The 16,488-nt window shown below is 41.1% G+C and carries 17 protein-coding genes and 1 pseudogene; 10 read left to right on the forward strand and 8 right to left on the reverse strand.

Annotated elements, in window-relative coordinates; genetic code table 11:
• The first annotated feature begins 55 nt into the window (after window positions 1-55).
• The gene (locus V7K98_RS03585) at window positions 56-346 is read left to right on the forward strand and encodes a hypothetical protein (RefSeq protein WP_335019451.1); all 291 of its coding nucleotides are present in this window, start codon (window positions 56-58) and stop codon (window positions 344-346) included.
• 58 nt (window positions 347-404) lie between these two features.
• Entirely contained in the window at window positions 405-1,169 is a 765-nt protein-coding gene (locus V7K98_RS03590; protein ID WP_335019452.1) for an ABC transporter ATP-binding protein, read from the forward strand.
• A gap of 51 nt (window positions 1,170-1,220) precedes the next feature.
• On the opposite strand, the gene V7K98_RS03595 is transcribed toward V7K98_RS03590, so the two are convergent.
• Entirely contained in the window at window positions 1,221-1,751 is a 531-nt protein-coding gene (locus V7K98_RS03595; RefSeq protein ID WP_335019453.1) for an orange carotenoid protein N-terminal domain-containing protein, read from the reverse strand.
• A gap of 223 nt (window positions 1,752-1,974) precedes the next feature.
• Here V7K98_RS03595 and V7K98_RS03600 point away from each other — a divergent pair, with 223 nt between their 5' ends.
• Window positions 1,975-2,349, forward strand: a complete 375-nt coding sequence (locus V7K98_RS03600; protein WP_335019454.1) for a hypothetical protein — start codon at window positions 1,975-1,977, stop codon at window positions 2,347-2,349.
• Window positions 2,350-2,493: 144 nt separating this feature from the next.
• On the opposite strand, the gene V7K98_RS03605 is transcribed toward V7K98_RS03600, so the two are convergent.
• Both V7K98_RS03605 and queG read right to left on the reverse strand, forming a co-directional pair.
• Window positions 2,494-3,129 (reverse strand): HAD-IA family hydrolase, encoded by a 636-nt coding sequence (locus tag V7K98_RS03605; RefSeq protein ID WP_335019455.1) that lies wholly within the window; start codon window positions 3,127-3,129, stop codon window positions 2,494-2,496.
• A pseudogene (gene queG / locus V7K98_RS03610) lies at window positions 3,104-4,077 on the reverse strand (tRNA epoxyqueuosine(34) reductase QueG). The gene V7K98_RS03605 and the pseudogene queG overlap by 26 nt, the downstream one beginning before the upstream one ends.
• Before the next feature lie 437 nt (window positions 4,078-4,514).
• On the opposite strand from queG, the gene V7K98_RS03615 reads away from it, so the two are divergent.
• On the forward strand, window positions 4,515-4,949 hold the full coding sequence (locus tag V7K98_RS03615) for a ketosteroid isomerase family protein (RefSeq protein ID WP_335019456.1): 435 nt from the start codon (window positions 4,515-4,517) through the stop codon (window positions 4,947-4,949).
• Window positions 4,950-5,030: 81 nt separating this feature from the next.
• Here V7K98_RS03615 and V7K98_RS03620 read toward each other — a convergent pair whose 3' ends face one another.
• From V7K98_RS03620 to V7K98_RS03630, 3 genes are all read right to left on the reverse strand, one after another.
• On the reverse strand, window positions 5,031-5,456 hold the full coding sequence (locus V7K98_RS03620; RefSeq protein ID WP_335019457.1) for an ATP-binding protein: 426 nt from the start codon (window positions 5,454-5,456) through the stop codon (window positions 5,031-5,033).
• A 3-nt stretch (window positions 5,457-5,459) separates the two neighbouring features.
• Window positions 5,460-7,133 (reverse strand): SpoIIE family protein phosphatase, encoded by a 1,674-nt coding sequence (locus V7K98_RS03625; protein ID WP_335019458.1) that lies wholly within the window; start codon window positions 7,131-7,133, stop codon window positions 5,460-5,462.
• Between the two features lie 163 nt (window positions 7,134-7,296).
• Entirely contained in the window at window positions 7,297-8,016 is a 720-nt protein-coding gene (locus V7K98_RS03630; protein WP_335019459.1) for a response regulator transcription factor, read from the reverse strand.
• A gap of 496 nt (window positions 8,017-8,512) precedes the next feature.
• On the opposite strand from V7K98_RS03630, the gene V7K98_RS03635 reads away from it, so the two are divergent.
• From V7K98_RS03635 to ftsE, 3 genes are all read left to right on the forward strand, one after another.
• Entirely contained in the window at window positions 8,513-9,268 is a 756-nt protein-coding gene (locus tag V7K98_RS03635) for a WecB/TagA/CpsF family glycosyltransferase (RefSeq protein ID WP_335019460.1), read from the forward strand.
• A gap of 58 nt (window positions 9,269-9,326) precedes the next feature.
• Window positions 9,327-9,476: a hypothetical protein gene (locus V7K98_RS03640; RefSeq protein ID WP_335019461.1), complete on the forward strand. Its 150-nt coding sequence runs from the start codon at window positions 9,327-9,329 to the stop codon at window positions 9,474-9,476.
• A gap of 102 nt (window positions 9,477-9,578) precedes the next feature.
• Entirely contained in the window at window positions 9,579-10,325 is a 747-nt protein-coding gene (ftsE, locus tag V7K98_RS03645) for a cell division ATP-binding protein FtsE (RefSeq protein WP_335019462.1), read from the forward strand.
• Between the two features lie 63 nt (window positions 10,326-10,388).
• On the opposite strand, the gene V7K98_RS03650 is transcribed toward ftsE, so the two are convergent.
• Both V7K98_RS03650 and V7K98_RS03655 read right to left on the reverse strand, forming a co-directional pair.
• The gene (locus tag V7K98_RS03650; protein WP_335019463.1) at window positions 10,389-11,186 is read right to left on the reverse strand and encodes an armadillo-type fold-containing protein; all 798 of its coding nucleotides are present in this window, start codon (window positions 11,184-11,186) and stop codon (window positions 10,389-10,391) included.
• 178 nt (window positions 11,187-11,364) lie between these two features.
• On the reverse strand, window positions 11,365-11,946 hold the full coding sequence (locus V7K98_RS03655; RefSeq protein ID WP_335019464.1) for a hypothetical protein: 582 nt from the start codon (window positions 11,944-11,946) through the stop codon (window positions 11,365-11,367).
• Between the two features lie 517 nt (window positions 11,947-12,463).
• On the opposite strand from V7K98_RS03655, the gene V7K98_RS03660 reads away from it, so the two are divergent.
• The 3 genes from V7K98_RS03660 to V7K98_RS03670 form a co-directional block, all read left to right on the forward strand.
• Window positions 12,464-13,360 (forward strand): alpha/beta fold hydrolase, encoded by an 897-nt coding sequence (locus V7K98_RS03660; RefSeq protein WP_335019465.1) that lies wholly within the window; start codon window positions 12,464-12,466, stop codon window positions 13,358-13,360.
• A gap of 321 nt (window positions 13,361-13,681) precedes the next feature.
• Window positions 13,682-14,110: a hypothetical protein gene (locus V7K98_RS03665; protein ID WP_335019466.1), complete on the forward strand. Its 429-nt coding sequence runs from the start codon at window positions 13,682-13,684 to the stop codon at window positions 14,108-14,110.
• An 87-nt stretch (window positions 14,111-14,197) separates the two neighbouring features.
• A partial coding sequence (locus V7K98_RS03670; protein WP_335019467.1) for an NACHT domain-containing protein occupies window positions 14,198-16,488 on the forward strand: 2,291 nt, incomplete at its 3' end.

The raw sequence follows: 16,488 nt of genomic DNA on the forward strand, positions 1-16,488 counted from the left end.
ACAAATACAAACAGATATTAACTATCTTTCTCCTGCTAAAGACTTGTTTGGACACATGGTTGATACAATTCGAGGTATCGTAGAAACCCAACAGGCCCAGAGCGATCGCACCTTGGAAAACACCATCCAAATATTAGGTATCGGCTTTGGCGGTGGTGCAATTATCTCCGGCGTAGTTGTCCAACACATCGACAAAATCAACCAACCTCTAACCGCGATATCTCCCAACAACCCACCCCATCCCTTTTATGCCTCTTTATTGTTGAGTGTTTTAGCTACATTGTTTTTTATAGGGATAGGTTGGCTGATAACTAAGCGCCAATATTATCCTAGAGAAAAGAAGTGATGGAACTCTTGTAAAGACGCGATTCATCGCGTCTCTACTAACTAATAACTAAATCATTATGTCAAACACTATTTCAATTACCGATTCTCTAGTTCCCAATCCCATCCCGAAATCAACAATTATTCGTTTGGAGAATATTTTTAAAATTTATGGCAGTGGTGAAACTGAAGTCAAAGCACTCAACGATGTGAATTTGACTATCCACGAGGGCGAATATTGTTCAATTATGGGGCCTTCTGGTTCAGGTAAATCTACAGCTATGAATATTATCGGCTGTTTAGATCGCCCCACTACTGGACATTATTATTTAGATAACATCGATGTGGCACAAATGGACGATCGCTCCTTAGCGCACATTCGCAACAAAAAGCTGGGGTTTGTCTTCCAACAATTCCATTTATTGCCCCAACTAACAGCACTAGAAAATGTGATCTTGCCAATGTTGTATGCTGGTGTGAACCCAAAAGAAAGAAGCGATCGCGCCACAGTTGCACTAACACGAGTCGGTTTAGCAAATCGCCTCAACAACAAACCAACTCAACTATCTGGTGGACAACAACAAAGAGTAGCGATCGCCCGTGCCATTGTCAATCGTCCTGTAGTACTCCTAGCCGATGAACCCACAGGCGCACTTGATTCGCACACAACCCAAGAAGTCTTAGATATCTTTAGCGAACTCAATGCCAGTGGAATCACCGTTGTCATGGTGACACATGAGCCAGAAGTTGCCCGTCAAACTCAGCGCATCGTTTGGTTCCGCGATGGTCAAGTGGTACACTCAAACCTGACACCATCTGACTTAAGTCAGTTAGCTGTTTCATAACTTTTTTTATCCAGATCCCCGACTTCTTTAATAAGTCAGGGATCTAGCTTTTCACAAACTCGGCGTTTTTCCAGTTTCAGCTTGTGTTGCGATCGGCTTAACATCGGTGTAACCCACTTCACCAGCTATTGTCCGAAACACCGAAATTTGCTCATCAAAATCTAGTCCTTCAATCTGAGAAACTAGATCGTTAATTGCCTTACTTGGCTGGTAGCTAGCTGGTAAACCAACCACCTGATTCCCCATAGCTACCGCCCAAGCATACCAAACTAACAGCTGATTGTTTTCTTTTATCGCCCCATAAGCGCGGGAATATTCTGTATCTTTGCGGTTAACAATATCCCGCATAATATCTAGTTGCTGCTCATCTGATAACTCAAAATAATCTCCTAGCAAAAGTGGTGCTAACTCAGGTTCAGCAGCAGCAGGGGCAGCTGGCGTGATAGAATCACCCATTTTTTTATAAACCAAATAGAACCATGCTAATTTTGCATCGGTATCTAAATTGTTAAAGGCATCTACCAATTTTTGACTTTCATTGCTCTGGGCTGAAGAAATAGTTTTATCGTAACTTGCAGTCATAATTTTATTTCCAAATAAATTTTGCACGCCAAACTAAGGACTACCAAATTTTTGGCATCAGTTTCTACTATCGAGAGAAAGAGTTATGTTAATTGCAAATTACGCCTTTAATGTATCTTTTAATAGAGGTAAAGTCTCTCCCAAGGGAGCATTGAAAGAGTCAATTACCTTGTTATGCTTTTACAAGTAAGCAATTAAAGAATTTAACTTAAGGATTTTAGTTATGTCTGATGAAATAAAACCCAATGTTACTGAAGCTCCCACCCATGATGCTCAATTAGCTGCCGAAAACATAGCTAGTGGTGAAGAAAAAGCGCCAAAAGTTGATTTTGATGCTGATTATGCAACTGCACAAAAATTCAGCGTGAGTGAAGTTGATCGCACAGGTGAAGGTGCAGCAGCAGCCGAAGTAGCCACTGCACCTAAATATAAAACTTCTACACCAGCAGAGACAAAAACTCAAGCGCAGTCAACTGGTAATCCTGATGATTATATGGAGTTAGCAAAGGAAGTTGGGAATTCTAAAAATCAGGGTGTAGCTAATGTTAGTGATGATCTTGTAAAACAAGCTTTGGAAAAGGGTGAACGAAAAAATTAAGTTTTCCTGATATCTTGCTATTTTGTAGGGTGGGCAATCTAACAGGTATTAAAATTGAAGTTCTCGGCATTGGTAGACATTTCCCACCCTATTGTTTTGAGCGATAGTTAATATATTAACTATCGAATTCTAACTATTAACGGATTAATGACTATTCATCACTTCTAGCAGTTGGCTTGGTTGCTGAATTAAATAATCTGGATTTTGTTTGGCTAGTACTTCTGGTGAGTTAAAGCCCCAAGTTACTGCAATGACTTGGATATTTGCTTTCTTTGATGCTTCTATGTCTCTGGTTTCATCTCCGACATAAATAACTTCTTGAGGTTGGAGTTGCTTTTGCCTCAATACATTATTGATTATGGTTGTTTTACCAAAAATTGTAATTCCTGAGTAGATAAAATCAAACAGGTGATCTAAATCATTGATTGTGAGAAATTGTGTAACATTATCTTTAGAATTAGAAGTGATAATGCCCAATTTATATCCTTGATTTTGCAGTTGTATTAATGCTTCTTTAATTCCCGGAATCGGCTTTAATTCTGGGATTTTGTTTTTTAATTCTCCTTTAACCTTTTTAACTAGAAAAGGTATTTTAAATAAAGAAACTCCTGAATACTTAATAATTTCCCTAGATGTTAAGTTTTTAAGAAAGCCTAATTGCTCTGGGCTGATGTGTCTATAACCAAAGTCTACAGCTAGACGATTGGCAATACTTACAAGGGCATCTACTGTATCAGCAATGGTGCCATCAAAATCAAATATAATTACTTTCGGGGTCATTATTTGCCTGGATGCGTCAAGATTAGCTAGGGCGTTTCGTCGTAACATTTCTGGCTTAATCCGCCGCAAGGCAGATGCTGGAAATCGTTTATCCCACTCCCGATCTGAGATTTGGGCTAATTCTAGCAGCTTGGGAGCAATATTTTCAGGATAAGGGCCAAACTCTGCAATATCAGTTGTTTGGGCAAAACGTTGATTCCAAGGACAAACGTCTTGGCAAATATCACAACCAGCAACCCAGCCTTCTAAATGGGGTGTGAGTGTCTCTGGCAGCTTGTCGTCCCGATTTTCAATTGTATGATAAGCGATGCAACGATTAGCATCCACTACAAAAGGCTGAGTAATTGCACCTGTAGGACAAGCCTGAAGACAACGAGTACAGCTACCGCAGTGTTCTGTATGCGGGCGATCGCTCTCTAGTTCCAAATTGGTCAACAACTCTCCCAAAAATACCCAAGAGCCATATTCCCGTGTAATCACATTACCATTTTTGGCAATCCAACCAATTCCGGCAAGTTGAGCCAACACTTTATCTTGTACTGGGCCAGTGTCTGCATAATAACGAACTCTTACACTTTCATCCAGTGATTCTAGCCATGTACATAGCTGCTTGAGTTTTTTATGCATCACCTTGTGATAATCCCTTCCCCAACCATAACGGGAGATTTTGGCATAAGCCTTGCCTTTGGGACGTTGATGTGGTGTGTAGTAATTTAGCGCCACACATATTAGCGATCGCGCTTCTGGCATCACTAAACCGATATCCTGACGTTTTGGGTTAGCCATCCATTCCATATCGGCGTGATAACCCAGTTCAATCCATGCTTGTAACCTCTGCGCTTCTGTGGCATCTATGCTATCTACAGCAGCAATTCCAACTTTGTGAAAGCCCAACTCCCTGGCTTTTTCTTTCACTACACTGCTGCTTGTTACGGAATACTGACTCATTTTTTTATTTGGATTTTGCCTTAGACAAAGGCTCGATTATTATACATTGCCTAGTCAATAGCTTTAATTAATATTTGTTACTTTCTCTAGATATAAATTTTATTTATCCAGGACTTACACAAAAAATAGCCCAAACCTTGATTTCTTGGTAGGGGCAATTTATGAATTGCTCCTAAGCTGAAAATACTTTAATTTGCATCCTAAAAAAAATAAATCTCTTGTGGGGTGGGCATCTTGCCCGCCCTAGCTGTGCAAATTAAATGCACGACAGCTTACCACGTATCTTGTTGCGTAAGACCTATTATTGCAATGTAATATATCTACTTCTATCGTGAGGAAGATTTACCAATATATAGTAATCTACCTCAACAGCAGCTTTATTTTTAGCAATTTTTGTAGTGAAATTAATATTTAGCTAGCATAATCTAGATAATTTTATGACCTCTGCTGAATTTATCTCGCCAACGCAGTTAAAAGAAGAATTCCAGATTGAGGGAATTACGGAAACAAGTGTACTGCGTTATTTTGAAACCTTAAATGCCGGAGAATTTGAGGAAACTGCTGCCTTATTCGCGGTAGATGGTGTGATGCGTCCACCATTTGAATCTGATATTCTGGGGACAGATGCGATCGCAGCCTACTTAAAACAAGAAGGGCAAAACATTAAAGCTTACCCCAGCACAGGAATAGCAGAAACTTTAGGAACCGGTGAAATTCAAATCCAAGTAACAGGTAAAGCGCAAACTTCGTGGTGTAGTGTAAATGTTTTGTGGCTATTTATCCTCAACCAACAACGGCAAATTTTCTATACTCGAATCAAACTTTTAGCTTCTCCCCAAGAATTACTTTCTTTACGTCGTGAAAATCAGTAAATAACTATAATTTCTTAGGAAATGTTTGATATTATCCAAAACCAAATCTAGGCATCAAAAATTACTATAAATAACTTTTGTCTATTTGACTAATTCGGGTAAAGTAGCTTGTAATTTGAGACAGTTTGCACCATCAATCTGCAACTCATAATCTACTTTATCCATCAGACGATTCATAATCAACCAACCATAACCACCTTCTTGTTTTTCCAATGGGTTGGGAGCGTAGTAGTTAGACATATCAAAGCCTTCGCCGTAGTCCCAAACTTCTAGAGCCAGATCCCGGTCTTTCACTTCCAAACGCAGTAAAATCGGTAAATTTGGTTTATCTTTGTGGGCATGACGAACTGCGTTTGAGTAGGCTTCCACCAAAGCCAATCTCAAACGACTTGATTGCCTCGACCAATCTACAGATTCTCCTAGCTGGATTTTCAAACATCCCAACAACCAGTTTTCGACAATATTCAGAAAACTCAAGTCACTTGGTACATGAAGCTCGCTTTTCATCACTTACAAAATCTCCAGTGAAAGTATAGTTTGATCGTCTTCTTGAACGTGGTTATCTGCCTGGATACGAGCTAGTAAATGGTTGAGAGAAAGTGGTTGTTCCTCTTGTTGTAAAAGTTGCCAAAGACCATCTTGATTTAGCATAGAACGGTTAACTGCCTCAACACCAGACCCGGTTTTTGCTGTTAAATCAGAATCATTTGAGATCATTGCTTCTGTAATTCCATCACTGGCTAGTAACAATGTGTCTCCGGCAGCGAGAACCAAACGACCAGACTGCCCCTGCCACTTGGGTAAGATTCCCAAAGGAACGCTGCGGACTTTGAGATAATTAGGATTGTCGGCTAAAGCGTCTTGACGTGACCATAAGAGTGGATAAATATGACCGGCATTAGTGTAGACGAGTTCCTTAGTGCTAGGGGTATAACAGGCTAACACAAGAGTTACAAAATAATTGTTGCTAATTAAATCTTCACTCAGAGCGTGATTGAGGTTTTGCATAACCACATTCGGCTCGGCTGGTGTTTCTTGAGATAATTCTCGGCGCAAAACTGAAATAATACTAGCCATAAACAAAGCGGCTGGGACACCCTTACCAGAGACATCACCCACTGCTAACCATAAATCCCCTTTGGGATGAACAAACACTTCAAATAAATCGCCTCCTACTTCCCGCGCTGGGTAGCAGCAAGCTTGCACTTTCACACCTTTGATGTCAGGTAAAGTTTGGCGTAGCAGGTTGTATTGAATTTGCCGAGCCACCTCCAACTCATTATGAATCTGCTGTTGCTTTTCTTGAAGTCGCTGATAGAGTTTTGCTTGGGAGAGGGCTAAGGCTGCTTGTTCAGCAACACCTGCAATTAGTTGGATGTCTTCATCTTGCCAAGGGCGATCGCGTCCCCATTGGTGGAGGGCTAGCACAGCCAACAAATGCTGTTGGTAGCTAAGTGGCACAACCAAATGGTGACAGGGGTTGCCCTCGTATATTTCTTGAGTAAGTTGATAATGACGAGTTTCCAGCACTTTTTCAATTAAAACACTGGGGTCAAAGAAGCAATCTAATACATTAGATTTAGGATCGTGATATGAAAACTGGTCTTGGATCAGGCGATCGCCTTCTACTGGTCTGAGCAAGCAACTGCTAGCTTCAAATGTTTGTCCAATGGTTGCTACAATCTTTTGCAGCATACTATCGTAGTCTAAAGACTCCCGAATTGCGGTTGTTACGGCATTAAACAAAGATTCTCGTCGTAAAGCCCGACTTAACTCTTGCGTGCGCTTCTTGACTACGCGATAGGTATCAGTAGCTTGTTCAACTAATGCCCTAAGTTTATCTGGATTCCAGGGTTTGGTAATGTACTTAAATACCTGACCAGAATTAATGGCATCCACCAAATCTTCGACATCTGTAAAACCAGTTAACAAAATCCGAATCGTGTCTGGAAAACGCTCTACTGTCCGACTAAAAAATTCGGTGCCATTCATTTCTGGCATTCTTTGGTCAGAAATAATTACCGCCATTTCGCCAAATTGGTCTAAGATTTCCAGAGCGTTAAAGGCATGATTGGCTTTATATACTTGAAAATCTCGCCTAAAAGTACGGTAGAGTAAATCTAGGTTATCTGGCTCATCATCTACCACCATGAGCTTAAGTTTTTCGACCCCTGTCTCAGCCATATTAGACTTTATTTTTCAGATATTTGAATGGCGATATAGTGTGATATTTATCCCAGCTGATAAACCACAGAAAATCAGAGAAGCCATTTACTTTGAAAATATCACTTTTTCAAAGTTATGAGTTTCTCTCGATCGTTCTCAATTGCTCCACATACAAATCCCTTTACCCAACCAACCCAGAACGCAAAGCGCGGACTGCTGCTTGGGTACGGTCATCGGCACATAGCTTATTCAAAATATTGCGAACGTGAGTTTTAACAGTCCCAACAGTGATGTAAAGTCTTTCCGCAATTAGTGCATTACTACAACCTTCGACAATCAACTGTAGCACTTCTAATTCTCTTTCTGTCAGGGTGTAAGGTTGAATTCCTTCCAGATTCTCGACATCATCAGGGTTAGAGGCAATAGTTTTTTTATCTACAAAAGCTGATTCCAACTTTTGAGGATTTTGTTGAGCTTGTTGTAATACAATTCGAGCGATAGCTGGATCGATCCAGGCGTTGCCATTGTAAGTTACTCTCACTGCTTCCAGCAAATTATCAAATTTGATATCTTTCATACAGTAAGAGTCTGCACCAGCAGCAAAAGCTGCCAACACAGCTTCTTTGTTATCCCGCAGCGTCAAAATTAACACTTTTGTGGCTAGCTGCTGCCCATTAGTAGTAGATTTTACCTCCCGTGTTAGTTCAATGCCATCTTTATCCGGTAAACCAATATCTACAATAGCAATATCTGGTTGTAGCATTTTTAACATTTTTAGCCCCTCAGCAGCATTGGCAGCTTCACCTACAACCTCAAGTTCATCCTTTTGGATTAGCGCTGTCCGAATACCTACACGAGTTAGATCGTGATCTTCTATCAAAACAATGCGAATTTTACTCATAGCCAACTTCAGCCCGTTACACTACCTTAACCATAAAGTCGAGTTTCGTGACATACTCCCACACTCACTGCAAGCAGTATAGTGGAGACTTCTATTCCCGAAACCAGAGTTGCGAGTTTAGCGTTTTATACTGGGTGAATATTACACCTCGATCATAAAATTTGCACTGATTTAGTCCAAGTAGTAGTCTGTCAAGTTTAAATTGATGGGTAATAAAGTTCGTAGTAAAGACTTCAGTCCTTATTTTCTAAGCACTAAAGTGCTTACTACAAACTTTTCATTACTAGTTTGACAGACTATGTAGAAGGGTTATGAGGAATCCTCACTTTCAAAACCGCAATCTCGTAGAGCCAAGGTTGAAGATGGGGAGAATCTCAAGCTTTCTATTGTTGCAGCGTAATCAAGGATCTGTCTTACGTTGAGTTCTAATCTAAAAAAAATTTGATAAACTTAACACTCAAGGAAATCTGGTGTGAGAGTTACTCAACAATAGGCTATGTCTAAAGGCAATCAAGCATTTTCAGTCTTGGGAATACCAGTTCATGTGATGGCTAACTATCCAGCCTGGTTGTTAGAATGTCTCCAACAAGGCAGAGGAATTCATGTAGTAACGCTCAATGCAGAAATGACTATGCAGGCAGAGCAGAATCAATTCCTCGCTCAGATCATTAAAAATGCTGAACTAGTAATTCCAGATGGGGCCGGGGTTGTTCTGTATTTGCGATGGCTATTATGGCAAAAAGTGCAGCGTTTTCCGGGGATTGAATTAGCAGAAAAACTTTTGCAAGAACTTGGACAACAGAAGACAGGGGCAAAGGTATTTTTTTATGGCGCAGCGCCTGGAGTAGCCTCAACTGCGGCAGATTTTTGGCGGCAGCAAATTCCAGATTTGAGTATAGTTGGCACTCACTCAGGCTACCATTCCCCAGAAGAAGAAGCAGAATTAAAACAAACTCTCGCTCAATTGCAGCCGCAAGTGATTTTTGTCGGTTTGGGAGTGCCACGTCAAGAGTTATGGATTGCCGAAAACCGCCATTTGTGTCCTCAAGCAATTTGGATTGGTGTTGGTGGTAGCCTTGATATTTGGTCGGGAACTAAAACTCGCGCTCCTGCCTGGTTAGGAAATAATAATTTGGAATGGTTGTATCGGCTTTATCAAGAACCTTGGCGTTGGCGGCGAATGTTGGCTTTGCCAGCTTTTGCAATAAAATCGTTTGTTTATCGGCTGACGGCAAAAGGGGCGATTAGTTAAGAGGGGGGCATGGGGCATGGGGCATGGGGCATGGGGCATGGGATGAGGAGACGTGGCGATGCAAAAAAAAGAGCAAATACCATCTCTGTGTAAGAGTGTCGCAAAGCCCAATGCCCAATGCCCAATGCCCAATGCCCAATGCCCAATTCTGAGTGTTATTACTTGGTTTATCTTAAAGGCTGCAAAAATTTTATATTTTCTTTGTTGAATTTTAAATTCCCAGGCGAAACCTGGGAATCCTTATTTTTAAGAAGAATGTCACATCTAAGCCGACTAGCTGTTTAGTTGTGGGTATAAGGAAAATTTAACAATGCCAGTATTAACAACTCAAGTTAAGACAGACAAATCTGTTCATAGAGAGAACTGTGAAACTCAACAGCACGGTAGTAATACTATTGCAAAGGTGATATTGCAATCTGTAAGCAAGACTTATGCTAACGGCACTCATGCCTTGTTGAATGCGAATCTTGAGGTAAAAAAGGGAGAATTTCTGTTTATTACCGGGCCAAGTGGTTCTGGTAAATCAACGCTCTTGAAAATGTTGTATGGCCAGGAATTGCCTACAAAGGGAGAAGTAATTGTTGATGAGTGTAATATAGCGGGTTTACGGGGCGATCGCTTGTCACTATTCCGGCGACAGATTGGTATTGTGTTTCAAGACTACAAACTGATTAGCCAACGAACAGTCTCAGAAAATGTGACTTTTGTGCTGCAAGCTCAAGGGTATACCCGTAAAGAAATTCAACGACGTTTAGAACCAACTTTAAAGCTAGTGGGTTTACTGAGTAAAGCTGACTGCTTTCCAGATCAACTATCTGGAGGAGAGCAACAGCGAGTGAGTATTGCTCGTGCGATCGTTGGTACACCGCCACTGATCTTGGCAGATGAGCCGACTGGAAATCTCGATCCAGATAATTCCTGGCAAGTAATCCAAATCCTCCAGAAGTTAAATTCCTTTGGCGCTACGGTAATTGTTACCACCCATGATGAACAATTAGTGCGGCGGTGCAATCATCCGGTAGTGCAAGTTCGTAATGGACTTCTGTCTCGAAAATAGTCATTTGTCATTTGTCATTTGTCATTTGTCATTTGTCATTTGCAAAGGACAAAGGACAAATAACTAATAAATATGGTGTTTGACTTTTTGTGATAGGGCTACGAAAGGTACTGCTGTTTTGGGGGGGAGAACTTGTAGGCGATGGTTTCCGGCCGAGCGGAGGCGATCGCAAGCTTGTAAACTTTTAAAAGCTGCGTCTCTGATTGTAACTTCCTCCTCTCGACTGAGTAAGAGTTGCAAGCATTCAACTACTTCTTGCTGCACTGAAGGATCAACTTGCTGACGGGTGATGAATTTAGTTAGTTGACGTAGCGCAATCAACCGTTTCAATGGATCTTTGTCTGTTAAATTCACCAATAACCGATCTAGGTGGTCTTCTTCTCGATTTTCATAAAAGTTGACAAATTGCCATACCAATAAAATTAAAGTTAACAGGGTTCCCACACCTTGAACAATAGCACCAGCTGCAATCCAAGAACTGTGAGAGTCAACCCAAATTGCCGCAGCCATGTAAGTGCTGACAGTAGCAAGACCACCACTGATGACTGCTAAAGCTAACCGACGATTTGAACTGTTTAAGAACTTACGTATCTTAGACCAGTGCAATTGCCAGTCCCACTTTTGCATTGAGTAAACCAATACCATTACCCCAATTCCCATTAATAGAGCCAATAGCAGCATCCAGTTCCACAACAACATTGCAACAACAATTGTCAGGAACCCAAGAAAGCCACCAGGCCCAGAGAAACGCTTAAATGTTTGTTGCTTTGTAGCTCCCTTTGTCTTGAACAATGGATGCGACCATTTCCAGTTGGGGATTTGGTTGATCAATTGCTGCCAATCAGACGAAGCCTGTGCCAAAGTGTTTACCTACTTGATTACGAAATTACATATTGTCTAAGTTTGACTAGAAATGAAGCAAGGGTGAAGACCCAAACCACAAAATATCCGGTTTTTATCGACGGATAGTAGACTAGTACAGCATGGCGCAAATAAAGATACCATTTAAAATGGCTTAAAGCAAGTGCATAAAGCCTGTTTACAGACAAAAACGAAAGTTATCAAGGGTGAATTGACCATCAAAAGCACAGAAGGTAACGCTGTAGATGTTATTCACACTTATAGATAATAAGGTATTGGGAGAAATTGCGGAGTCTGAATTAGCAAGATTAGCGCTTGGTAGTGCAGCTTGACTAAGGAGTTGGCGATCGCGATCGTAGGCGGAAAAGACTAGCCGTTGCGAACTAGTCACAAAGGCGCTAACCGAGTTCACCGGACGTAAGAAAGTCGCTTCTAAAAATCCGCTTTTGGGCGCTCCCATTAAGACTGTTAACCCTGAATAGCTTGGAAATGCTGGATTTGATGGCTGTATGGCGAGAGAATTATGAAAAATTACTCCCCAGTGTTCATACTGGCGCTCTACTGCTTCAAAACACTTTAAGTCTTCTAACTCTAAACAAATACAAGTAGGTACAATCACACTGACATCATCGATCGCTGACTCGCCCTGATTTGCCCAAGCTGAAGCTTTAATTTCATTTTGTATATTAAAGTCAACCGCAAATTTAGCGTCTTCAATCGTTGGTAGTTTAGTTGATTGAAGAGTAGCCTGCTTTCCCATGACATCCCGCCTTTACAATTAATTAAAGAATAATCAGATTTAGTAACATATCAAAAGCTACTGTTTCTATATATAAAATTAGAATTAATAGCTTGTTAAAATAACAATTTTGAGTTTTATTGATGCTCAAAATAATTTATTAGTTTTCTAATAGATTACCATAAAAACTTATGTTTTATTCACGGTTTAGTAATCCTCGCTACCAGAGAAAACGCCTATACAACAGTATTTACAACGTTAAATTACTTTTTCTCGTGAAAAAAATCACCAAATCTTTACAAGTAATCCAGTAATTTTATATCTACTTAATCTAACGGAAGTGAGAAGTTCTAAAGTGATTAGTTCGCCGATAATAATAATGAGTGAGGAGTTTGAACTACATAAGTAAGTATTCTGGAATGACCAAAAAAGATGCGGTGACGCAAAGCAATTATCAAATCCTCTCTCAATATCCCCGCATTCACAGGTCTATTCTGTTACTTATGCAATTAACTACTACAGTCAACAAAAAATACTTATGTTTCAACCAGCAGGATTTAACCAACGCTCCATAAATACCTCACTAGGTAGGATGGTATACTATACTGCCTCTGGATCGCCTTGGCAGGACAATACAAGTGCTAAAGACGATCGGGAAACTTTGGTGTTTCTGCATGGCTTTGGTGGTGGGTCTTCTGCTTATGAGTGGTCGAAAGTTTCTCCGGCTTTTGCTTCCGAATATCGAGTCATTGCGCCTGATTTAATTGGCTGGGGTAGGTCTGAGCATCCGGTACGTAATTATAGTATTGACGATTATTTGACCACGATTCGGGAGTTTTTTGAGCAGACTTGTAGTGGGCCAGTAACTGCGATCGCTTCTTCTTTGACCGCAGCCTTCACAATTCGGGTAGCAGCAGCTTATCCTGATTTATTCAAGTCTTTAATTCTCACTACCCCTGCCGGACTTTCCGATTTTGGCGAAAACTACTCGCGTAGCTTTTTTGCCCAGTTAGTCAGCGTTCCCGTTGTTGACCGTTTAATTTACAGCACGGGAGTAGCTACCAGTGGGGGTATTCGCAGCTTTTTAGAGCAACGGCAATTTGCTCAGTCTAATCGAGTGTATGAAGAAATTGTAGATGCTTATTTACAATCCGCCCAACAGCCAAATGCTGAGTATGCTGCACTTTCCTTTGTCCGTGGCGATTTATCCTTTGATTTATCTCTTTACATTCAACAGTTGACCACACCCACCGCCATTATTTGGGGACAAAAGTCAGAATTTACAGGGCCATCAATTGGTCGCCGCCTTGCCGAAATGAATCCCCAAGCAATCCGATTTTTTCAACAATTGGAAGATGTGGGGTTAACACCACAGTTGGAAGTACCAGCAGTCACAATTGGGTTAATTCGCAAATTTTTGCCTTTGCTTAATTAGTGGTTTTTTATTAAGGAGGCAGGAGGTAGCACTTGTTCGTGCCTAGCTTCTCTCAATATTGTTCGGTTAAGAGGATGTTTGAAAAGTCGCAAAATATACTAAAGACCCCACTTCCATTCCTCTCTCCATTTCGGGGAGAGGCTTGGAAACCCCCATTACCTTGTAGGGAAGGCAGGGTGGTTTCATACGAAAAAAGAAAAATACATAAGTCTTGATTTCTCATGTAGAACCATAGATTTTGACCCCTCTCCAAACCTCTCCCCCCGTGGGGGAGAGGCTTTAAAAACCAGATTTTTCTATATCAATTTAAGTAGTGAATTTATGGTAACTGTAACACTTACGGCTGTTGCTACTGCGATCGCAACTACGCTTTGGACTAAAGCACAGGAGAAAATCGGCGAAAACATTGGTGATGCTACATGGACGCTAGGTGGTAACTTAATCCGATTACTCCGCCAGAAGAAGAAAGTGCCATCTCTTACCAGTAATGAACCGCAGCGTTTAGATTATGGTCAAGCAGTGCTGGAACTGAAAGCAGCAGCAGACGCAGATCAAGAAATTGCTCAAGCTGTTGTGGAAGTGGAAGCAGCAGCAAAAGCAGAACCAAAACTCACTCAAAAAATTCAAGAAATCGAAAATACCCTCAAGTGTCAACAGCCAACCATTCAAAATCTGACGCAGCTAGCAGAAAAAATTGGGGTTGTAAATCAAGGACAGATAAATAACCAAACTAATAACTTCAACTTTTGACTACAGTCGTCTCAAGGGGAGGATGGGACAAAGTTAACTCCCGATCGCTGGCGTGAAGTCTGCCGTGAAATACTGGTAGAACGGCGATTGCTGACTACAAATCCTTTGACATCAACTGAAGGGGTCGCCCTACAAGTTGATGATGTTTATGTGCCACTGGGATTGGTTGAGCGTAAAAAAGTATCGAAGCCTCAAGGTGATGTTTCTCCAGAACAGGGTTCAGAACTGTACAAAGAGACAGAAATCACCAAAACATTTGAGCATGATGCTTTTCTTGAACAAGTTCTCAAAAAGAAGAACACGCCTAAAAGTCAAGGTAAGCGAATTGCAATCATTGGCGAACCAGGAGCAGGAAAGACAACACTATTACAGCAGATTGCTGATTGGGTATCTCGTGAGATTCACCAGTCAATTGTCATTTGGGTATCTTTAGCAGATTTGCGAGAGAAGGAACTAAAATCTTATCTGTCTGAGATTTGGTTGACTCAGGTTGCTGAGAAAACAGGTAAAGCTGAAGCCACTAAGCAACTAAAGGATGATTTTGTTGCTCTGTTTAATCAAAATAATGTGTGGTTGCTGCTAGATGGGTTAGATGAAATGTCCGCATCTAATCCTCTAACAGAAATTGCCCGACAATTCCGTGAAGCAGGGTTAATTTATCAAGCGCGAATTGTGCTGACCTGTCGGGTTAATTTGTGGGATGGCAGTAGTAATGCACTTGATGATTTTGATACCTATCGCAGCTTAGATTTTTCTTATCCACAACAGGTAGAGACATTTATTGCCAAATGGTTCGCTGCTATTCCCGAAACTGGAAAGCAGTTATGCACTGCGTTAAAAGAATCAGGTAAAGAAAGGATTCAGGATTTAGTTAAAAATCCTCTGCGGTTGACGCTGCTGTGTTTGAATTGGCAATCAGGGGATGGCAAATTACCCGATACTCAAGCGGGACTCTATCAGCAATTTGTTGATGACTTCTACAAGTGGAAAAAAGAAGAATTTGCTACAAACTCTCACCAGCGTCAACAACTCAATATCAAATTGGGCGAATTAGCTAAAGTAGCAATAGATAAGGAAGCAACTCGTTTTCGCTTAAGGCAGGATTTTGTTAGTCAGTTCTTGGGAGATGTTGATGATGAAAATTCGCTGTTGAATTTAGCGCTAAATCGCGGCTTGCTGAACCGTGTAGGGATAGATACGAATAGAAAATCTGTCTATGCTTTCTTTCATGCTTCATTTCAAGAGTACTTTGCTGCTAAAGCAATTAATGACTGGCATTTCTTTCTTAACCACATTCCCAAAAATCTCAGTCAAGGAACTTATCGCATCTTTGAGCCGCAATGGAAGCAAACAATATTACTTTGGCTAGGGCAAGAAGAAGAAAACCTCAAACAGCAAAAGCAAGAGTTTATCGATGCTTTAATCAACTTTAAAGATGGATGTCGAAAATTTTATGAATATCACGCCTATTTTTTAGCAGCCGCAGGAATTGCAGAGTTTAAAGATTATTTCAGAGCAGATGAAATAGTAGCACAAATTGTCAAGTGGAGCTTTGGTTATTTCAATACCAAAAAACAGAAGTGGGAAAAATTTCCTGATCCAATTCAAGAGGAAGCTAGGTCAGCACTGCAACAGACAGAACGTACAAAAGCGATCGCTGCTTTGGTGCAACTGCTACAATCGAGAACTGTGGATGACGACACCCGTAACGATGCAGCAAGTATCTTAGGGACAATCGGCACAGGCAATGAAATAGCACTCGTTACCTTGGTGCAACTGCTGCAATCAACAACTGTGGATGACTTCACCCGTTTGATGGCAACATATAGCTTAGAGAAAATCGGCACTGGCAATGAATTTGCGATCGCCGCCTTGGTACAACTGCTATTAACTAATCTATATGACTACACCCGTTGGCTGGCAGTATATAGCTTAGAGAAAATCGGCACTGGCAATGAAATAGCGATCACCGCCTTAGTGCAACTACTGCAATCAACTAATGTAAATGACTTCACCCGTACGAACGTAGCAAAATGCTTAGGAACAATCGACCCAGGCAATAAATTTGCGATTGCCGCCTTGATGCAACTGCTGCAATCAAATCATCTGGATGACGACACCCGTAGGTATGCAGCATCTAGCTTAGGAACAATCGACCCAGGCAATAAATTTGCGATCGCCGCCTTGGTGCAACTGCTGCAATCAAATCACCTGGATGACGACACCCGTAAGCAGGCAGCACATATCTTAGGGACAATCGACCCAGGCAATGAAATTGCGATGGCCGCCTTGGTACAACTGCTGCAATCAAATCATCTGGATGACGACACCCGTAGTTCGGTAGCAGATAGCTTAGGGAAAATCGGCACAGGCAATGA

The sequence above is a fragment of the Nostoc sp. genome, assembly GCF_036917435.1.
Lineage (GTDB): Bacteria > Cyanobacteriota > Cyanobacteriia > Cyanobacteriales > Nostocaceae > Nostoc.